The 18,315-nt window shown below is 52.8% G+C and carries 16 protein-coding genes and 1 pseudogene; 4 read left to right on the forward strand and 13 right to left on the reverse strand.

Features of this window, described 5'->3' with window-relative positions; translation table 11 throughout:
• Positions 1-491: 491 nt before the first annotated feature.
• Positions 492-1,961: an alpha-amylase gene (locus tag NYE54_RS32175; RefSeq protein WP_339268683.1), complete on the forward strand. Its 1,470-nt coding sequence runs from the start codon at positions 492-494 to the stop codon at positions 1,959-1,961.
• Between the two features lie 123 nt (positions 1,962-2,084).
• Here the strand turns inward: NYE54_RS32175 and NYE54_RS32180 are convergent, their stop codons facing one another.
• Together NYE54_RS32180 and NYE54_RS32185 are read right to left on the reverse strand one after the other, a co-directional pair.
• Positions 2,085-2,984, reverse strand: coding sequence for an ABC transporter permease subunit (locus tag NYE54_RS32180; protein ID WP_339268685.1), 900 nt, complete (start codon positions 2,982-2,984; stop codon positions 2,085-2,087).
• Positions 2,985-3,002: 18 nt separating this feature from the next.
• On the reverse strand, positions 3,003-3,911 hold the full coding sequence (locus tag NYE54_RS32185; protein WP_339268687.1) for an ABC transporter permease: 909 nt from the start codon (positions 3,909-3,911) through the stop codon (positions 3,003-3,005).
• Between the two features lie 264 nt (positions 3,912-4,175).
• Between NYE54_RS32185 and NYE54_RS32190 the strand changes: the two genes are divergently transcribed.
• Positions 4,176-4,652 (forward strand): glutathione peroxidase, encoded by a 477-nt coding sequence (locus NYE54_RS32190; protein WP_339268689.1) that lies wholly within the window; start codon positions 4,176-4,178, stop codon positions 4,650-4,652.
• 163 nt (positions 4,653-4,815) lie between these two features.
• Here the strand turns inward: NYE54_RS32190 and NYE54_RS32195 are convergent, their stop codons facing one another.
• Positions 4,816-6,789 (reverse strand): beta-L-arabinofuranosidase domain-containing protein, encoded by a 1,974-nt coding sequence (locus NYE54_RS32195; RefSeq protein WP_339268690.1) that lies wholly within the window; start codon positions 6,787-6,789, stop codon positions 4,816-4,818.
• Between the two features lie 137 nt (positions 6,790-6,926).
• Between NYE54_RS32195 and NYE54_RS32200 the strand changes: the two genes are divergently transcribed.
• The gene (locus tag NYE54_RS32200) at positions 6,927-7,751 is read left to right on the forward strand and encodes an AraC family transcriptional regulator (RefSeq protein ID WP_339268691.1); all 825 of its coding nucleotides are present in this window, start codon (positions 6,927-6,929) and stop codon (positions 7,749-7,751) included.
• Positions 7,752-7,923: 172 nt separating this feature from the next.
• Here NYE54_RS32200 and NYE54_RS32205 read toward each other — a convergent pair whose 3' ends face one another.
• From NYE54_RS32205 to NYE54_RS32220, 4 genes are all read right to left on the reverse strand, one after another.
• On the reverse strand, positions 7,924-8,325 hold the full coding sequence (locus NYE54_RS32205; RefSeq protein WP_076323841.1) for a VOC family protein: 402 nt from the start codon (positions 8,323-8,325) through the stop codon (positions 7,924-7,926).
• A 28-nt stretch (positions 8,326-8,353) separates the two neighbouring features.
• Positions 8,354-8,851 (reverse strand): SRPBCC domain-containing protein, encoded by a 498-nt coding sequence (locus tag NYE54_RS32210; RefSeq protein WP_339268693.1) that lies wholly within the window; start codon positions 8,849-8,851, stop codon positions 8,354-8,356.
• An 87-nt stretch (positions 8,852-8,938) separates the two neighbouring features.
• A complete protein-coding gene (locus NYE54_RS32215) occupies positions 8,939-9,283 on the reverse strand; it encodes a metalloregulator ArsR/SmtB family transcription factor (RefSeq protein ID WP_098749621.1) in 345 nt (114 codons plus the stop codon).
• Between the two features lie 156 nt (positions 9,284-9,439).
• Complete coding sequence (locus tag NYE54_RS32220) at positions 9,440-10,180, reverse strand: HAD family hydrolase (protein WP_339268696.1); 741 nt, start codon at positions 10,178-10,180, stop codon at positions 9,440-9,442.
• A 205-nt stretch (positions 10,181-10,385) separates the two neighbouring features.
• On the opposite strand from NYE54_RS32220, the gene NYE54_RS32225 reads away from it, so the two are divergent.
• Positions 10,386-11,270, forward strand: a complete 885-nt coding sequence (locus NYE54_RS32225; RefSeq protein WP_339273729.1) for a methyltransferase domain-containing protein — start codon at positions 10,386-10,388, stop codon at positions 11,268-11,270.
• A 322-nt stretch (positions 11,271-11,592) separates the two neighbouring features.
• On the opposite strand, the pseudogene NYE54_RS32230 reads toward NYE54_RS32225, so the two are convergent.
• From NYE54_RS32230 to NYE54_RS32255, 6 genes and pseudogenes are all read right to left on the reverse strand, one after another.
• Positions 11,593-11,769: pseudogene (locus NYE54_RS32230) on the reverse strand (glycerate kinase); the annotation flags it as partial.
• Between the two features lie 19 nt (positions 11,770-11,788).
• Positions 11,789-13,327: a cation acetate symporter gene (locus NYE54_RS32235; protein WP_339268698.1), complete on the reverse strand. Its 1,539-nt coding sequence runs from the start codon at positions 13,325-13,327 to the stop codon at positions 11,789-11,791.
• A 140-nt stretch (positions 13,328-13,467) separates the two neighbouring features.
• Positions 13,468-14,979 carry a cation acetate symporter gene (locus tag NYE54_RS32240; RefSeq protein ID WP_339268700.1) on the reverse strand — a complete coding sequence of 504 codons (1,512 nt, stop codon included), beginning with the start codon at positions 14,977-14,979 and terminating at the stop codon, positions 13,468-13,470.
• Between the two features lie 6 nt (positions 14,980-14,985).
• Positions 14,986-15,285, reverse strand: a complete 300-nt coding sequence (locus tag NYE54_RS32245) for a DUF485 domain-containing protein (protein ID WP_071218738.1) — start codon at positions 15,283-15,285, stop codon at positions 14,986-14,988.
• Between the two features lie 187 nt (positions 15,286-15,472).
• Positions 15,473-16,270 (reverse strand): LytTR family DNA-binding domain-containing protein, encoded by a 798-nt coding sequence (locus NYE54_RS32250; RefSeq protein WP_083659734.1) that lies wholly within the window; start codon positions 16,268-16,270, stop codon positions 15,473-15,475.
• Positions 16,257-18,023, reverse strand: a complete 1,767-nt coding sequence (locus tag NYE54_RS32255) for a LytS/YhcK type 5TM receptor domain-containing protein (RefSeq protein WP_339268703.1) — start codon at positions 18,021-18,023, stop codon at positions 16,257-16,259. Before NYE54_RS32255 ends, NYE54_RS32250 begins: the two co-directional genes overlap by 14 nt.
• Positions 18,024-18,315: the final 292 nt, after the last annotated feature.

Raw genomic sequence — 18,315 nt, forward strand, 5'->3', positions numbered from 1 at the left:
AAGGAACGAACACCATCCCTAGCGTTGAACTTTTGCGCAGGGATGGTGTTTTTTTCGTACATGATCAGCCGGGGGGGGGGGGGGGGGCGTGTGTTGCCGCCGGTTTCGGGATCTTCCTCCCCTTGCTTCCTTATTACCGGAGCTTATCCAGGCGGCATGAAGGTATCCGCTTTGATTTGCCTCTTCACACATTAGATGGATCTTCTTAGGATATCAACCACTCCTTGGTGAACACCCTCATGCCAAAGACTCCCTATGAACAAGTCTCCCAATGTGTAGAGCTTACGATCCTTCCCCAAATCAAAAACCCGCGACGCAGATTCTCCAAGTCTCCCAAGGGACCCCCGTCTTTTTCTTTCCATTTTAGGGTAAAACTAAATGTAGGCGATCCGCCCATTTCGGGTGGAAGGTTTAGCTCCCCTGCTTTCTTGGGTATTTGAGCTTAGTATGCAGTATTCATGCAGAGCTATCATGATAGAGGAGATGGATATATGCAACGAAATCATACGATTATGCAATTCTTCGAATGGCATGTTGCAGCCGATGGCTCGCACTGGAACCGACTCAAGAACGCAGCCCCGGAGCTGAGCAAGGCAGGGATCGATGCGGTATGGATTCCTCCGGTGACGAAGGCATCGTCCGCTGAGGACAATGGTTATGGCGTATACGACCTGTATGATCTGGGAGAGTTCGATCAGAAGGGAACGGTTCGCACGAAGTATGGAACCAAACAGGAATTGATCGATGCCATTGCGGCCTGCCACAAGAACGGGATTGCCGTCTATGTGGATCTGGTCATGAACCATAAGGCGGGCGCAGATGAAACCGAGCGGTTTCGGGTTGTGCAGGTCGACGAGATGGATCGGACCAAGGATATATCCAAGCCATTCGAGATTGAAGGCTGGACCAAATTCACCTTCCCTGGCCGAGGGGATCAATACTCCTCGTTTCAATGGAATTTCACGCATTTTAACGGTACCGATTACGACGATATCAGCAAGCGTTCAGGCATTTACCGGATCGTCGGCGAGAATAAGTCATGGAGCGATAACGTTGACAATGAATTCGGCAATTACGACTACCTGATGTTTGCCAACATTGATTACGGTCATCCGGATGTACGCCAGGAAATGGTGGCATGGGGCAAGTGGCTGGTGGATACGCTGCAATGCAGTGGTTTCCGGCTGGATGCGATCAAGCATATTAACCATGACTTCATTAAAGAATTTGCCACCGCCATGAAGAAAAAGCGTGGAGATGATTTTTACATCGTGGGCGAGTTCTGGAATCCCGAGCTTCAAGACTGCCGAAACTTTCTGGATACGGTGGATTACAGGATCGATCTGTTTGACGTGTCTCTTCACTATAAACTCCAAGCAGCTTCCAAAGCCGGCCGTTCCTTTGACCTGCGGACGATCTTTGACGATACACTTGTGCAATCGCACCCGATGAATGCTGTCACGTTTGTGGACAACCACGACTCACAGCCGCAGGAATCACTGGAATCCTGGGTGGAGGATTGGTTCAAGCAGAGCGCTTATGCGTTGATCCTGCTGCGAAAGGACGGTTATCCTTCCGTCTTCTATGGCGATTATTACGGAATCGGCGGCGAGAAGCCCATTCCCGGCAAAAGGGAAGCGATTGACCCGCTGCTCTATGCCAGAGCGAATCGGGCGTATGGCGAGCAGGATGATTATTTTGACCATCCGAATACGATAGGCTGGGTTCGCCGCGGCATCCAGGAAATCGAGTTCTCCGGCTGCGCGGTGGTCATTGCCAATGGCGAAGCCGGGGATAAGCGGATGTTTGTCGGCGAGCATCGAGCCGGAGAGGTATGGGTGGATCTGACCCGCACCCGGAAGGATCGCATAACGATCGGCAAGGATGGTTTCGCTCTTTTTCCGGTGAACGGCGGCAGTGTATCTGTCTGGGCTCATCCGGATATTCCCGTAAAAGGGTAAGCAGCAGCATTTGAACAAAAAAAGACCGGAACGATGGGTTTCGCCAGCACTCCTAATGTGTAGGAAAACATCTGGCGCAAGTCCTCATCCTTCCGGTTTTTCGGGTTAACGGCTACGTACCGATCAGCCTTTAACCTGATAACGACGGCGCAGGCCCTCGCCTAACAGGTTGAACGTGATGATTAGCAGCATCATCGCAAATGCGGGATAGACAACGAATTGGAACTTTCCTAACCATATATCCGCTCGATTCTTGGACAGAATCGTCGCCCAGTTATATCCGGTCTCCACAAATTCCATGACATAATAATTAACTTCCTTCCACTCATGACCAAGAAAGATGTTCACGATCGCAAGTTGGCCAAGCAGCAACATAACCTTTCCCATATCCAAACAGAAGTTGACGATCACCTCGGGGAACATGACCGGAATATAATAATTCTTGGTCAATGTCCTCGTGCGAAGTCCTAACGCGGTTCCGGCCTCCATGTAAGGCTCGCTTGCCATTTTGTGGGCCTGCTGCTGTATCGTTATCGCAACACGTCCGGCTTCAACGCTGGCCAGAATCAGAATGGCCCAGCCCATCCGCTGCTGGGAGAAGAGAAAGAACGGAAGCGCAAGCAGCAGGGCCGAGGCGAAGACCGGCGGCAAATAGGAGCACAGCTGGTTCCAGAAGGTAATGAACCGGTGGGTGAAGCCTTTTTTCTTACGAGCGATCAATCCCAGGGGCACACCTATCGCATATCGAACAGCCGTAATCCCCAGCACAAGCAGGATCGTATCCTTGGCGGTCACAACGAGCTTGCTCAGGTTATCGACCCCCTTCTTATCCGATCCCAGCCAGTTCTTCGAAGAAGGTTTAAAGGGCGGAAGAGTCAGTTTCTGCTTCCCGTCCTTCATCACCCATCGGGAGGTTTCCTGTTTCAACTCTTTATCGATAAAGGGCATGTACGGCCCCGCCAGCATAACAAAAACAAAGAAGGCCAGCAGCGTGCCGCCAATCCATAAAGGGACATTCTTCAAGTCGACTCACCTCATTTCTTATCGTGGATCAAAGTATTTGCGTGCTGATTGACTGATCCATTGAACGATCATGAACAGCACCATGAAAGAAAACGTGATATAAATAATGACCCCCGGCTCATAATTGGACCCGGTGCCGCTGAACGTGTTGAAGTCCAGCGCCTGAAACAGTCTCCATGCCGCTCCCGGATAGTTGCGGTAATATTCCACGACGAGCAGGTTGGACAATATGAAGACGAGCAGGCCCGGAAGATGGGTCAGGATGGTCGCGATGCCGTTGCGCAGCATATGTTTGTATACGACCTTCCGGTCACTAAGCCCCTTGGCTTTAGCCAGCAGTATGTATAACTTTCCCTCCTGTGCAAGCAGAGAAGCCGAAGTGATTCGAGCAATGAAGAAAATCGGGTAAATCGACACGAGCAGCGAAGGCAGCACGAAAGCCTCCCAGCCATCAACCGCAAAATAGCGGATAGCCGGAACATACTTAATGAGCACCCACTGGGCGATCAGCATCAGAAAAAAATCGGGAATGGATTGGAACAGCCATGTGGTCCAGTGTCCCAGCACATTGAATTTGGTCTTGGACAATTTGTAGTCAAGGACTCCCTTCAGAATGCCGAACACGAATCCAATGATTAAAGCGGATACAATAACGAGCAGGCTTTTACCGACGGCTCCAAAAGCGGCGGCTTCCGAAGACTGGCCGGTATACTGCGATTCCCCCAGCGTCCCGTTCTGAATGGCATTTGCAAAATAATCGCGAATATACGTAACATACTCACCCAGATCAAAGGAATAATTCGTCACCCACAAATTGCTGTCCAGCGACAGATTCAAATCCCTCGGAACCAGGACAATGAGGACGATGAACATAAAAGCGAGCAGGCTGGTTACCGTCGTTTTGAGCATTTGTGTTTTTAATCTCATAAAGTCCTCCCACACATAGTTTCAGCAGTACCCTCTTGTTTCATCTGCTTAAATACTTATTCTACTACTACCATATATCTCCTAAATTAGTCCAGATGAAAACACAAAATTTTACTCTCTATATTTCCGCATCATGTATTGCATTCCAGCTTTTGTCATGCATATAGCATATAATTGCCGCTGCCGTTTCTAGCAAATTGCAATCCATGGCGAAAGAATATACTCTGATTGTATATACATCTCATTGGAGGAGGTTCTACGGCGATGTCCATCTATGAATATGAAGTAAAAACGATACGCGGCGAGTCCCAAACGCTCAAATCTTATGAAGGCGACGTCATGCTCATTGTCAATACAGCGACCAAATGCGGCTTTGCCCCTCAATTCGACGGTCTGGAGAAGCTGCACCAAACCTACCGCGATCAAGGATTGGCCGTTCTCGGTTTCCCCAGCAGTCAGTTCATGAATCAAGAGCTGGAGGAGGACTCCGCGATCGAGGAGGCCTGCAAGCTCAATCATGGCGTCACCTTCCCGTTGTTCTCCAAAATTGATGTGAATGGCACGAACGCTCATCCGCTCTACCGGCATTTGACGAGCGAAGCTCCCGGCGCATTGGGCATTAAAGCGATTAAATGGAACTTCACCAAGTTCCTTGTGGACCGCAGCGGCAGGGTGGTCAAGCGCTTTGCGCCAACCGATACTCCGGAGAAAATAGAAGAGGATATCAAGAAGCTGTTATAAAAGCAGGCAGCCGATTCGGATAAAAAAGGGCTTGCCCGAGGTCCATCGACCTTGGGCAAGCCCTTCACGTCATGCGGTTTGGCATCATCAATGCTTTGCCATTGCATCCTTTATATGCTGGCTGTTCTGTAGCCCCCTATCCGGAGAACCGTCTTTACGATCTTTATACCGTGTGCGGCAGCTCGCGCACCCAGACGGCCATTTCATTCTCGCCGCGGTTGCCCCATAAATAGTACGGAATGGCCTTTAATGCCGCAGGAAGCCTCCTTTTCGGAGAGGAACGATACAGTTCATCGCCCCAATCATCAGACTCTTCAAGCCATCCATCCCCTTCAATGATAACGGCACCGCCGAGAAAATCCGGGTCGAATCGGGAATGAAGCTTCGGATCGCCTGCGAGCGACAGCGAGGATACCGGCGCTCCATGATCGACGCTCTCCAGGCAGTATACTAGCGGTCCCCGCTGAATCGCTGCCCTGCCGGCATTCTCCCGTATATTGGGATTAGCTCTTACTTGATGAATCTCCATGGAGAATGCCAGTTCCACCGTGTCCCCCGGCGCCCACACTCTCTTCACGTAGGCATAACCGTCTTCGGTAATATCCTCCACGATCACCTTTTGCCCGTTCACCCGCATAACGGCTTTGCCCTGCGACCAATCCGGAATGCGGAGACCGACGGTCCACTCGACTGCCTGCTCAGGCTGAATCGTAAGCATAACATTCCCGTCCCACGGCAGCGCGCTGGTCTGGGTTACCTTCACCGGCACGTCCCCAAACCGGACCTCCGCTTCGCCGCCGATGTACAGATGGGTATACAGCGTGTCGTCATTCATCGTATACACGTATTCACCCAGCGACGACAGCAATCTCGCCACGTTCGGCGGGCAGCAAGCGCAGGCGAACCATCCCGGCCGAACCGGCTTCACATGGAATTTGCCTGGATTATGGCGGCAGGCGGTAGGCCATACCTCAAGCGGATTCACATAGAAGAAATGCCGCCCGTCCTGAGCCATGCTGCCAATGACCGTGTTGAACAACGCACGCTCCATCACGTCCGCATACTCCGATTTGGGTGACAGCTGCAGCATGCGCTGGGCAAAAAAGATCAGCCCAATGGATGCGCAGGTCTCCGAGTATACGGTATCGTTCGGCAGATCATAGTCCGTGGTAAACGCCTCGCCATGATGAGTGGAGCCGATCCCCCCGGTAATGTACATCTGTTTGCGGACTATGTTATGCCACAGATTAACGCAAGCCTCAAGCAGAGCAGGGTCTTTCGTTCTGGCAGCTAAATCCGCCATCGCCGTGTACATGTAAACGGCACGAACCGAATGCCCAACCGCCTCCTTCTGTTCCCTGACCGGCAGGTGGCTCTGATGATAAGCCAAATGCGGCGGATGCAGTACCGAGGGGTAGAATGACTTCTTCCCTCGCTGTTCCCACTCCTGAAGGAAGAAATGGGGTTCAGTCCCGCGCTCATCTATGAAATACTGACTCAGACTCAAATATCTCGGTTCCTGAGTCACCTCGTACAATTTGACCAGTGCCAGCTCAATCTCCTGATGGCCGTCGAACCCATGGATTTTGCCATCCTCGGGTCCAAAAACGGTATCGATATAATCCGCCAAGCGGCACACCACATCCAGCAGCTTCCGCTTGCCTGTCGCCCGGTAATGCGCAACTCCAGCTTCAATCATATGGCCGGCGCAGTACAGCTCGTGGCAATCCGTCAGATTGGTCCAGCGCTTCTCCGGCTCCTTCACCGTAAAGTACGTATTCAGATAACCATCCGGCTGCTGGGCAGCGGCCACAAGATCGATCAGCTCATCCACCTGCTTCTCCAGCTTCGGATCCGGATGAATGGCAAGCGAATAAGCCGCAGCCTCAAGCCATTTGGCGACATCGCTGTCCTGAAACACCATGCCGCCGTATTCACCCTCCTCCATGCCGGCAGCAATTCGAAAATTGGACACGCCATAACTCGGTTCCACACCCGGAATTCGATCATGGAGAGCTTCATATTGGTATGGGATCACCACTTCCCTTACCAGTTCTATGTAACGGGACCAGAAAGGATCCGTCAGTTTCACTTGCTTAAGGGGGATGGCGGCTGAACGCGAAGTAAGAGTAATCATCTTGGATATACACTCCTTTTGGAATTCATAAGATAAAGCCTCGACACTTCCCATTCTACGTTCTATGATAGGATGAAAACGATAACATAATCGACCTAATTTCTTATACAATTTCACACTTCCCTGGAGGTGTTACCATGACGGAACGGAGTGTTCTTTCCTTTCCTTCGCCGCCGCTCCCCTACTTCCTTGAATCAGGAAAAACACATTATATGCCGGGCGAGTCGCATCCCAACCGGAGAAACCTTGGCGTTTTCGATCTCATCCTGGTTCAACGCGGCTGCTTGTTCCTGGGCGAGGAGGATATGCAGTGGGCGCTTGGCCCAGGGGACTCCGTTGTATTATTGCCGGATGCGTACCATTACGCCGTGCAGGGGTGCCAAGAGGAAACCTCCTTTTATTGGCTGCATTTTCAGTCCGCGGCATCAAGTGCAGCCGATGATGATTCGATCTCACACAACATAAAGCTGCCGAGGCATGGCCCTATCCCTTATCCGGAGCAAGCCTATCAACTGTTCGATTCCCTGCACCTGCTGGCAACGGAACCGAGGTCCACGGCATTTTGGCGGGAACAAACGCTGTTTATCCAGCTGCTGGAGCTGCTGGACCCGTCAAGATCGGATCAGGAGCAATCACGGGTACGCAAAATAGCGGAGCAGGTAGAGTCCTATATCAAAATGCATTACCGTGAGCCCATCAGCAACGCACGTTTATCATCTGACCTGCATTTCCACTACAATTACCTGACGCGCTGCATGAAAGAATCGCACGGCTTGACGCCAACGGAATACCTGCTGCAATACCGCCTGGACCAGGCGAAGCGGCTGCTGCTGACCACCCAGTGGTCGATGGCGCGGATTGCGGAGCATGTGGGATTTCAATATCCGCCTTATTTCTCCCGCCGCTTCTCCGCACGTTTCGGCCTATCGCCTCTGCAATTCCGAAAGCAGTATACGGAGTAAGACGCGAAGATGGGGCCAGCTTCGAGACACCCTACACTCTGCCATTCGGTTGGCAATGGGGATCGGCGGGGCCTTGATCGCAGAGCAACGAGCTGGCGATGCATTATCAGCAGCAAAAAGAGACGGACCCCTCTAGGGCCCGTCTCTAATGAATCGATTACGTAACGTAACGTTATGCTTCATTCGGCAGATTAAGCTGCCATGATACGCCGAACTTGTCCGCGATCCAGCCGAATTTTTGGCTAAATCCATAGTTGTCCAGCGGCATCATCGCACCTCCGCCATCAATTAATGCCCCGTACACCTTCTCGATCTCCGCTTCCGACTCGCAAGTCAGATAGATGGAGAAGGAAGGCGTGAACGTAAAATCATGCTTCACATTGCTGTCGATGCACATGAACGTTTGCCCCTTCAACGAAAAGGCGGCATGCATAACGCTTCCCTCGGTTCCCGGCTGATTGGGGCCATAACGGGCAATGCTGGTTATTTCGGAATCCTCAATAATGGAAACGTAATGGTTCATGGCTTCTTCGGCATTACCTTGGAACATTAAAAACGGGGTAACACTCTTCATGGACAATACACTCTCCTTGTTCATCTGATTAGGATGGGTAGTTAATATTTCCTGTCTCGAGCAGCTGCTTCAAGCCCTCAAACATATAACCCCATCCATGTTCGGTTTGGGTATGATACTCCTTGAGCGCCTTCTCAATATCCTCTGCGGTCCAATCTTCCTCGTGAGGAACAACAATCTCTTGCGTGAATGTCATGTCACATCCTGCGTCCACGGCTTTGAACTCAACCGTTATTTGGTCCACGGTTTCGCTGAACTGGGGCATCCTGAAGGTAAGCACCAGCTTGTGAGGCCGGTCGATTACAAGATACTCCCCAATGGCCCGGTACTCCTTGCCTTCCCGAACGTCAACAATCTCCCAGGTTCCGCCCACGCGAGGATCATTACGGGCGATCTTGTTCGTCGTTTCCATCGTAAACAACCATTTGCACATCATGTCGGGGTTTAACCAAGCATCAAACACTCGTTCCGGCGCTACCTCAAACAAGCGTTTCATGACCAGTGTAGTTGTAGAGGCTTTCTCCAATGTAAATCATCCTTCTCTTATTAAAAGTGTATTCCGTCTGTTTCCCCTAGTTCTCATCGTTGTCCAGGATGTTCAGTCGTATTCCTGTTAATGCTCCTCCTTCTTCGCTTTGTTCAGCTCACGTTCCAATGCATCAAATTGCCGGGTCCAGAATCGTTCGTAGAATTGCAGCCATTCCATCGCCCTGGACATGACGCCCGGATTGAGACGGCAGGTATGTGTCCGTCCCTGAATGGATCGATCCAGCAGGCCGGAGCGCTCCAGCACCTTAATATGCTTGGAGGCTGCCGCAAGCGACATGTCAAACGGCTCGGCCAGCTCGGATACGGTCCGCTCCTGCGCCGCGATCATACGCACCATCTCTCTTCGGGTCGGGTCAGCCAGTGCGTGGAAGATGTGATCCAGTTGTTCTTCGTTATTTTGTTCAACCATGTGGTTAACTATAATAGATGAATCCCATAAAGTCAACCAATTGGTTGACTATAAGGAAACAAAAAAAGCCAAGCCCTCCATTTAAAGGGTCTGGCCACGATAAATCTTTTACTCGATCCTGCCCCGGCAGCACCTTACGCTCGCCACAGCATTTTTTTATCCGATAACCTCATCAAGCAGCCGCTCCAGCTCGCCATAACTCGTCACGGTATGCTGCGGTTGATGCTCCGATTCCGGCCCAACGCTCCGGTGATTGAACCAAATCACATGCCAGCCCGCAGCCAGGGCGCCAACCACATCATTGCGCCACGAATCCCCGATGTAATAGGAGCCCTCCGGCACCGTTCCGGTCAGCCGATTCACATGGTGGAAGATCCGCGGATCGGGCTTGTCCCAGCCCACGGCTCCGGATACGAACAGACGCTCCTCCGGTATGAGGTCACCCAGCTGCATAGCTGCGATTTTATTCATCTGGTGTTCCGCCGGACCATTGGTAATCAAGCCAACGACATGCCCGGCATCTGCCAATTTCTTAAGAAGCTCCCGGGCGCCTTCAAACATCGTGATGTTATACTGTCGGTCCAGGTAGGTCTGCTGTACCGCCTCAGCCTCCTCGAGGGTCAGCTGTATGCCGAATTCGGCCAACGCGTATTGAAAACGACGCCTGCGCATATCCTCAACCGCTTCCCCATAAGCTGCCGTGCCAGCCCCTCCGAGCTCTACGGACAGCTTATCGCTGTAATAGCGCATCCGGTGATAGGCGGCTTCATAAGGAAACGCACCATCAGGCCGGGCAACCTCCTGAACGGCATCGCGAAAAGGCTCCAGATGGTCATACAATGTATCATCCACATCGAAGAAGATCCCTTTCGGTGATATTGGTGTCTTCATACGCATCCCTCTTCCTCATTCGTTCTCTCTATTGTACCCGCATCGGCACTCCCCGGGTCAAGGCTATCTGTTAATAAGTTCCTTTCCTATGATATGATGGCATTAAAGCGGCAGAAAACGGCAATGGGAGCCTTCGTCCGTACTCTCGGAAGCCAGGAAAGCGCCAATTGCAATGCCCGATTCATGTACCCGGATAAGGAGATGACTAATGATGACCAAGAATATGACCGACGTGTGGAGTAAGGATTTCGTTCCCGAGGGCAACCGTGCCAGCAACGTGGACCGTTTCACCGGCTTTGAGGATACCTATGATCAGCATCGCCCCGAAGCACCCCAGGAGGTTGTCGCCTTGCTGACAGGATACTTGGAGCGCAAGCCCTCTCTTGTTGTCGACTTGGGATGCGGGACGGGGCTGTCCTCGTTTGCATGGAGAGACGCAGCGGACCAAGTCATCGGTGTCGAGCCGAATGACGATATGCGGAGCAAGGCCATGGCCAAACTGCAATCGCTGCAGCAAGAGGCTGACACCAGCCACGATGTGCAGCTTGCCGACATCAAGTTCGTCTCCGGCTATTCAAACCAATTGGCGCTTCCGGATCAGTCCGCGGACATCATCACCTGTTCCCAATCCTTTCACTGGATGGACCCGGCCAGTACGTTGAAGGAGGTTTCCCGCGTACTGCGTGAGGAAGGGATATTCGCAGTATATGATTGCGATTGGCCGCCGAGCCTGACCTGGAAGGTCGAGCAATCCTACCATGAGCTGATCGAATGGGCAGAGGACATCATCGACCGCCATGTGGAGGCACAGGAGAAGGCCTATAAAGGGAATAAGAACGAGCATCTGAAGCATATCCGGGAGAGCGGGGTGTTCCGGTTCTCCAAAGAGATCGTATTCCATCATATGGAGCCGTTCACCGCCGAACGATATACCGGCCTTGCCGTCAGTCAAGGCGGTATCCAGACCGTGTTCAAGCTGAAACAGACTGAATTGAACGATAAAATCGCACAGTTCCATGCGCTGGTCGAGGAGCACTTCCAAGGGCGGACACTTCCCGTGATGCTCAGCTACCGCATGCGGCTTGGCATTAAATAAAGCAAGAAGATCGAAAGGGATAATCCCGAAGTCCTCGCGCATCAGCGGGGGAAGGGATATGAAGTATAACCGGCGTGGCTGAGAGGTTTGAGGTTCACCGAACCACCTCAGCACGCCTTTTTCATTAGCGAATAGGTCAACGCCTCCCTCGTCTATTTCCTTTATGAATGATTACTCGTATAAGGAAATCATGAGACGGACGATATTCTCCGACATTCTCTCCACGTTCTGCTGTCCGATGGCCAGTGCCTCCGGCTAGCGTAACAGTCCCTGGCACGATGCCAAAAATAGCGTCCATCCCTTGATCGTACAGCACCTCGATTCCGTCACCGCCGTCCATCATGGGCACATGGATACAGGTTACCTTTGGATTCCCCTTCTTGATGCCGCGTTCCATCGCCTCACAGACTTCTTTGGCGGTCATGCTCTCCTTAAATGAATCGGGCGCGAGTACAATTACACAATCCTGCTTCACTGTTATCCCCTGCCTCTCCTTCATCATTTGTATGTATGCTCTGTCATCCCGGCTCGCGGGTACGAATCTCATTAGGGGCCACATGGGCAATGGCCTGCATCGTCTCGAATTGGCCGCTTGAGCCGACTTTACCGGATAGCAGAGTACCGAGGATGCCGCCCGCGAAACCAATCGGTATGGACACGATGCCCGGATGCTTGAGCGGGAAGATCGCTTCCGCCCGGATCCAGCCGGCCCCGGGATCCATCACGTTAGGCCCCACGGCCATGAGCAGCAAGGAGGATACCAATCCGGCCGCAATGCTCGACATGGCCCCATACGTATTAAATCTCCGCCAAAATAGCGTGAACAGCAGCACCGGCAGATTAGCCGAGGCCGCAACCGCGAACGCAAACGAAACGAGGAATGCCACGTTTAGCTTCTGCGCGCCGAGGGCGAGCACAATCGAAGCGGTGCCAACCACGATGGCCGAAAGCTTAGCCACTCTCATCTGCTGTGCCTCGGTCGCCCGTCCTCTGCGGAAAATGCTGCTGTAGACGTCATGAGCAAATGCGGAAGATGCCGTCAGCACAAGCCCCGAGATCACGGCCAATATGGTTGCGAAGGCAACAGCCGATACAAAGGCCATTAAGAATTCGCCACCCAATGCGCTTGCGAGAAGCGGCGCCGCCAGCTCAACCCGCTCTGACAAAACGGACCAATCGACGAAGGCAGCCGCCCCAAAACCAAGAAATATGGTCATGGCATAAAAGATGCCGATCGTAAACGTTGCCATTTTTACCGAAGAACGGACCGTACGCGGGTCTCTTACCGTGTAGAAACGCGCAATAATATGCGGAAGTCCCGCTGTCCCTAACACCAGCGCCATATTAAACGACAGCATGTCCAGCGGATGGTCGAACATATTACCCGCCATCAGAAACCGCTCCTGCAATGGGGTCGCCCGCTTCATGGATTCGAATAAGCCGAGCAGATCCCAATCGAACCTTGCCAGTACGATAAGACTCACGATAAAAGTGCTGCTGACCAGCAAAATAGACTTGACGATCTGCACCCAGGAAGTCGCGAGCATGCCGCCGAACGTGACGTAGACGGTCATTAAGCCTCCGACCAGCACGATGGCTAGCGACGTTTCCAGCCCGAACAGCAAATGGACGAGCCACCCGGCACCAACGAGCTGGGCAATCATGTAGAAGACGGTGATCATCATGTTGTTGACGGCGATACATCCGCGCAGCCGTTTCTCGCTGAACCGAACCGCCACCGCATCCGCCATCGTGTACCTGCCCAGGTTATGAAGCGGTTCGGCTATGACGTACTGCACGATCACATAGGAGGCGAGGAAGCCGATCGAATAGAAAAAGCCGTCGAAGCCGTACACAGCAATAGAACCCGCGATGCCAAGAAAGGACGCCGCGCTCATATAGTCACCGGAAATGGCCAAGCCGTTTTGCAGCCCGCTCAGGCGATTGCCCGCTGCATAGAAATCATTCGTGCTTGTTGTCCGCTTGGCGGCATAATACGTAATCATTAACGTGCCGACCACAATCGCCAGAAAAAAAACGATGCCGGATATGTTCATTTGCATGCCTCCTTCCGCTTCAGCCTCAAAGTCCTGTCCTGTTATTCCTTTATTTTACGATAAAATGACAAAAAAAGGGCGATCCCCTGTGCTGCTAAGCAGCTGGATACACCCTTTTTGGTCATTGAATTGAATCCGGATTACGCGCCCGTATTGGCCTTGACCAGCACTTCGGCATACTTCGCTTCATCCTTGGAAGAGGATAACAGCGTCCCGATATAAGCTGCCACAAAGCCTAGCGGAATGGAGATAATGCTCGGGTTGCTCATCGGGAAGATCGGATCGCCAATCAAAATCGCTTTGCCGGCCGGATCCCATATATTCGGACTAAGCGCCACAAGAATCACCGTGCTGATCAATCCTGTCAGCATCCCGGTAACCGCGCCCGTCGTATTAAACCTCTTCCAGAACACCGTGAACAGGATGACCGGCAAATTCGCGCTGGCCGCAACGGCGAAAGCTAGCGAGACAAGGAATGCCACGTTCATCTTCTGGGCGAACAATGCGAGCAGAATGGAGACAATGGATACACCAATCGATGCGTACCGTGCCATCTTCAGCTGCTCCTTCTCCGACGATTCGCCGCGGCGCACGATTTGGCCGTAGAAATCATGGGCGAAAGCCGATGCGGCGGATAGCACAAGCCCTGTCACCACCGCGAGGATCGTCGCGAACGCAACCGCCGAGATGAGCGCGAAGAGGAAGTCGCCACCAATCGCTTTGGCCAGGAGTGGCGCAGCCATGTTGCCGGCTTTATCGACTGCGGTAATATCCGCCGCGCCTACGAAAGCGGCAGCCCCGAAACCGAGAAAGATCGTCATGACATAGAAGATGCCGATAATCCAGGTAGCGTATACCACGGAGCTGCGTGCCGTCTTAGCATCCTTAACGGTAAAGAAACGGGTCAAAATATGCGGCAGACCTGCCGTGCCCAGTACTAGGGCAAGGTTGAGCGACAGCGTCTCCAGCGGGATTTTGTATTTATTCCCCGGGTTCAGGAATGCCTCCTGCAGTGGGGTGGCCGTCTTCATATGGTGGAACATCTGGGTCAGGCTGAAATCGAATTTGGCGAATACGATCAGCGAGATGATGAACGTGCCGGCCATGAGCAGTATAGCTTTCGAGATTTGAACCCAGCTCGTGGCGTGCATGCCGCCGAAGACAACATAGATGGTCATGAGCACGCCGACAATCAGCACGGACGTAACATAGTCCAGTCCCAGCAAAAGCTTAATCAGCGCGCCTGCTCCAACCAGTTGTGCGATCATGTAGAAGATGGAGATGGAAATCGTGTTCAGCGCTGCAACGCCGCGCACTTTCTTGTCGGAGAAACGAGCGGCAATCATATCCGCCACCGTATACTTCCCGAGATTCCGAAGCGGCTCGGCAACAAGGTACAGCACCACCAGGTAAGCCACGAGAAAACCGATGCTATAGAAGAAGCCGTCAAAGCCAACTAACGCGATCGAGCCTGCGATGCCAAGGAAGGAGGCAGCAGACATATAGTCGCCGGCAATGGCGGTTCCATTCTGCCAGCCCTTGAGCCCTCCGCCTGCCGTATAGAAGTCGCTGGTGTTGGTTGTTTTCTTGGCAGCGTAATACGTTATGATCAGCGTGAGAAATACAATTCCGCAAAACAACGCGATAGCCATAGTCGATTACGCCCCCATATCCTTTTTAATATCGTCTACCATACGGTCAAACTGGGCCGCCTTGCGGGAGTACAGGATGCACAAGACCCATGTCATGATGAACTGCGCGAATGCAAATACCCATGCCCACGTGATCGGGCCAATCGCCGGGTGGTTCAACACGTCGGTGTACGAAGTAAGAATCGGCAGTGCAAAGTAAAACAGAAGAAAAAAGACGGTCATCGGAATAATGAACCGTTTCTTGCGGGAGAGCAGCGTTTTGAATTTTTCAGAATGCCATACTTCGGTATAGCTTTTTTCTTCCATTGCCTTTCCCTCCATTAACGATCAAGGATTCTATTGCGTCTCCCATATATGAAAGCGCTTTAGAATGATTATATACAGGAGGATTGTCTGCGACCACAGCTCCTGCGCGAAACGTCCGATAGGGTGCGCGAAAAGGCGGATATGCCGCCTGAACCGGGAGACAACCACCGTCCTCACGCGCTTCTCCCTAGGCCTCTCTAAGCAACCGGAACAAATCCCGGGCGGCTTCCCGCGACAAGGGAATCATCGTCCGCTGCTCATCCTTTAGCACAATATTGTAAGCGCCGTTCTGCCAAGGGGACAGCTCCGCAATCCGGTTCACGTTAACCAGGTAACTGCGATGAGGACGAAAGAACGAGTAACCCGCCAGCTTCTCCTCCAGCTCCTGCAGCGTGCTTTTGCTCGTAATCCGCTGGCCTTCCGCCGTCCATATGCGGATGACCCGCTCCTCGCGCACCGCGTACAGTATCGCCTCGGGATCGACGAGCACATGCTTGTCCCCATCATCGAATAGCAGCTTGCCACGCATACTGCGGGCAGCAGCCTCAGTGGATGGATACGGAGCTATCTGGGGGGCGACATCATAAGCTTCCTGCTTTGGGGAGACTTGCCCTTCATGAACCCTGCTGCGAATTCGCTGCAGGGTTTCCTTTAATCGCATATGGCTGTAAGGCTTCAGCAGATAATCAATCGCATTCAGACCAAACGCCTCGACAGCATACTCGTCATAGGCTGTCGTAAAGACAATCAAGGGCGAGATCGGGGAGGCCTTCAGCATCCGCGCAGCCTGCAATCCTTCCAGCTCCGGCATATGAACGTCGAGAAAGACGACATCCGGCTGCCGTAAGGGAACCAGCTCGAGCAGCTCCCGGCCGTTCGTGGCATAAGGAAGCAGCTCGATATCAGGCTCCTGTTCCAACAGGTAAGCCAGCTCCTCCCTTGCCAATCGTTCGTCTTCCGCTATCATCGTTTTAATTCGCTTCACGGTACCGGCTCCCTTCCGATAGACTGCAGGGGATGCTGAAGGATATGCTGCATCCGCCCTCTGCAAGATTCTCTACGATGAGTCTGGCTTCCTTGCCAAACATGCTGATTAAACGCTGGTTGATATTGTAAATGCCGTTCCCCGTACCCTCGCTGCCGATGATCGGTTGTTCGCCGAGGCTGTCCAGCACCTCAGGGGAGATACCTGCCCCGTTGTCCCGCAGCTGTACAACCGCCATATCGCCCGCCCGCTTTAGGGTCAACTGGATGATGCCCCCGCTCGCTTTATCGCGCAAGCCGTGCTTAATGCTGTTCTCCACCAGCATTTGCAGCGTTGCAGGCGGAATCATAAGCTCGCCCAGCACCGGATCCAGCTGGCATTCAAACGTGAACTGATCCTCAAACCGGATTTGAATAATGTCCAAATAGGCATTCAACAGCTCCATTTCCTCACGAATGGTCGTTCTACGGGAGGCCATGACCTTGACGTTCAAGCGCATGAACGCCCCCAGCTGCATCGTGGCATGTCTTGCCAGCAGCGGATCACTCCGGATCAACGAATGGATCGCATTGAGCGTATTGAACAGAAAATGCGGATTGATCTGCGCCTGCAGAAGCTTAAGCTCCGTCTCTTTCATTAAATGGCTCATCTTCTCGTGGGCCGTGGCCCCGAGCTGGTAAGAAATCAGCTGTCCAAGCCCTTGAGCCATGACCAGCTCAACGCGCCGAATATCCTGCGGTCGCTTGAAATAGAAATGAATGACGCCTACAATCTCGTGACCCTCGATCATCGGGACAAGAATGGCGGCGCCGAGCGCCGAATGACGGGGCTGAATATCTTCCGCATTCTCTATGATCCGAAGCTCGCCGGTCGCAATGACATTCTTGGTCAAATCGGATGTGATCTCTTCTCCGGGATCAATGGTACGGCTGGCGGCACCGGCATGGGCCAGGAACCGCTCCGTATCCGTAATGGCGACTGCCGTTGTTTTCAGCTCGCGCAGCAGCAAGGTGGCCACGGCCTGTGCCGTACGGTACGTCAAGCCCTGCTTCAGATGCGGCAGCGCCGCTTCCGCGATATGGAATGCCTTCTCCGTCTCGTAAGCGGCTGCCCGCTCTTCCTCGGTGAGCGCAACCCGCAGCATCGTCGTGAAGATCGCAATGGAAATGCTGTTGGTCAGCACCATCGGCAGACCGATCAGGTTGACCAGCTCAACCGCGCGGTCCGGCTCATCTGAACAGATCAAAATAACCCCCATGTGCAAGATCGGGGCGAACATCCCCACGAATAACGCTTTTGCCGGCGAGATAACCCGCTCCTGCGAGAAGAATCGGGCCACGCCCCCGGCCAGGGCACCCGTAAGCGGTACGGCAATAGCTCCTGCCAGCCCCGTGTAGCCCCCGATATACAGCAGATGGGCTCCCGCCAAAAGCCCGCCCCCGATGCCAACGCGGGGCCCGCCGATCAGCCCGCCAATGACAACGCCGACCAGAGCGGAATGGGCCAGGGCCTGCTCCTCCGTCAGCTGCATCAGCCAGAAGGAGGAGCTCGACTCGCCATTCTCCACCACAACGCCTGCATACACCCCGAGGATACCGAAGAGGCCAAACAGACAGGAATAGATGAACATTCGCGTGCCGGACATCTCTTTGCGGTCCAGCAATTGGCGGAACAACGGAATTCTCGTCAGTATAAACGTCAGGATGAGCAGCATGCCCATCCGTTCGAACAGATGCAGCGTCAACTCCTGCATGGACATCCCTCTTCTTTGGTAGACTAGGAATCTTCAACTGTCGTCAGTAGACGGTATCAACAGATAGGATAGATGTGAATGCGGTTTCATTTCATGCAGTAAAGATTATATAGTACAGCGAGGATTTGGACAATAAAAAGGAATAATATGAAACTTATGTAAAAATATTCACGCAGGGGATATACCCTTCAGTGCACTCAAAAAAACCGTATCCCCCGCAGTTAAGCGAAAGATACGGCCAGTAAGCAGCTGCAAGGCCAAAATATCCGAACTTGTTCCTCGTCCTGATCTG

The sequence above is a fragment of the Paenibacillus sp. FSL K6-1330 genome (genome assembly GCF_037976825.1).
Taxonomy (GTDB): domain Bacteria; phylum Bacillota; class Bacilli; order Paenibacillales; family Paenibacillaceae; genus Paenibacillus_AQ.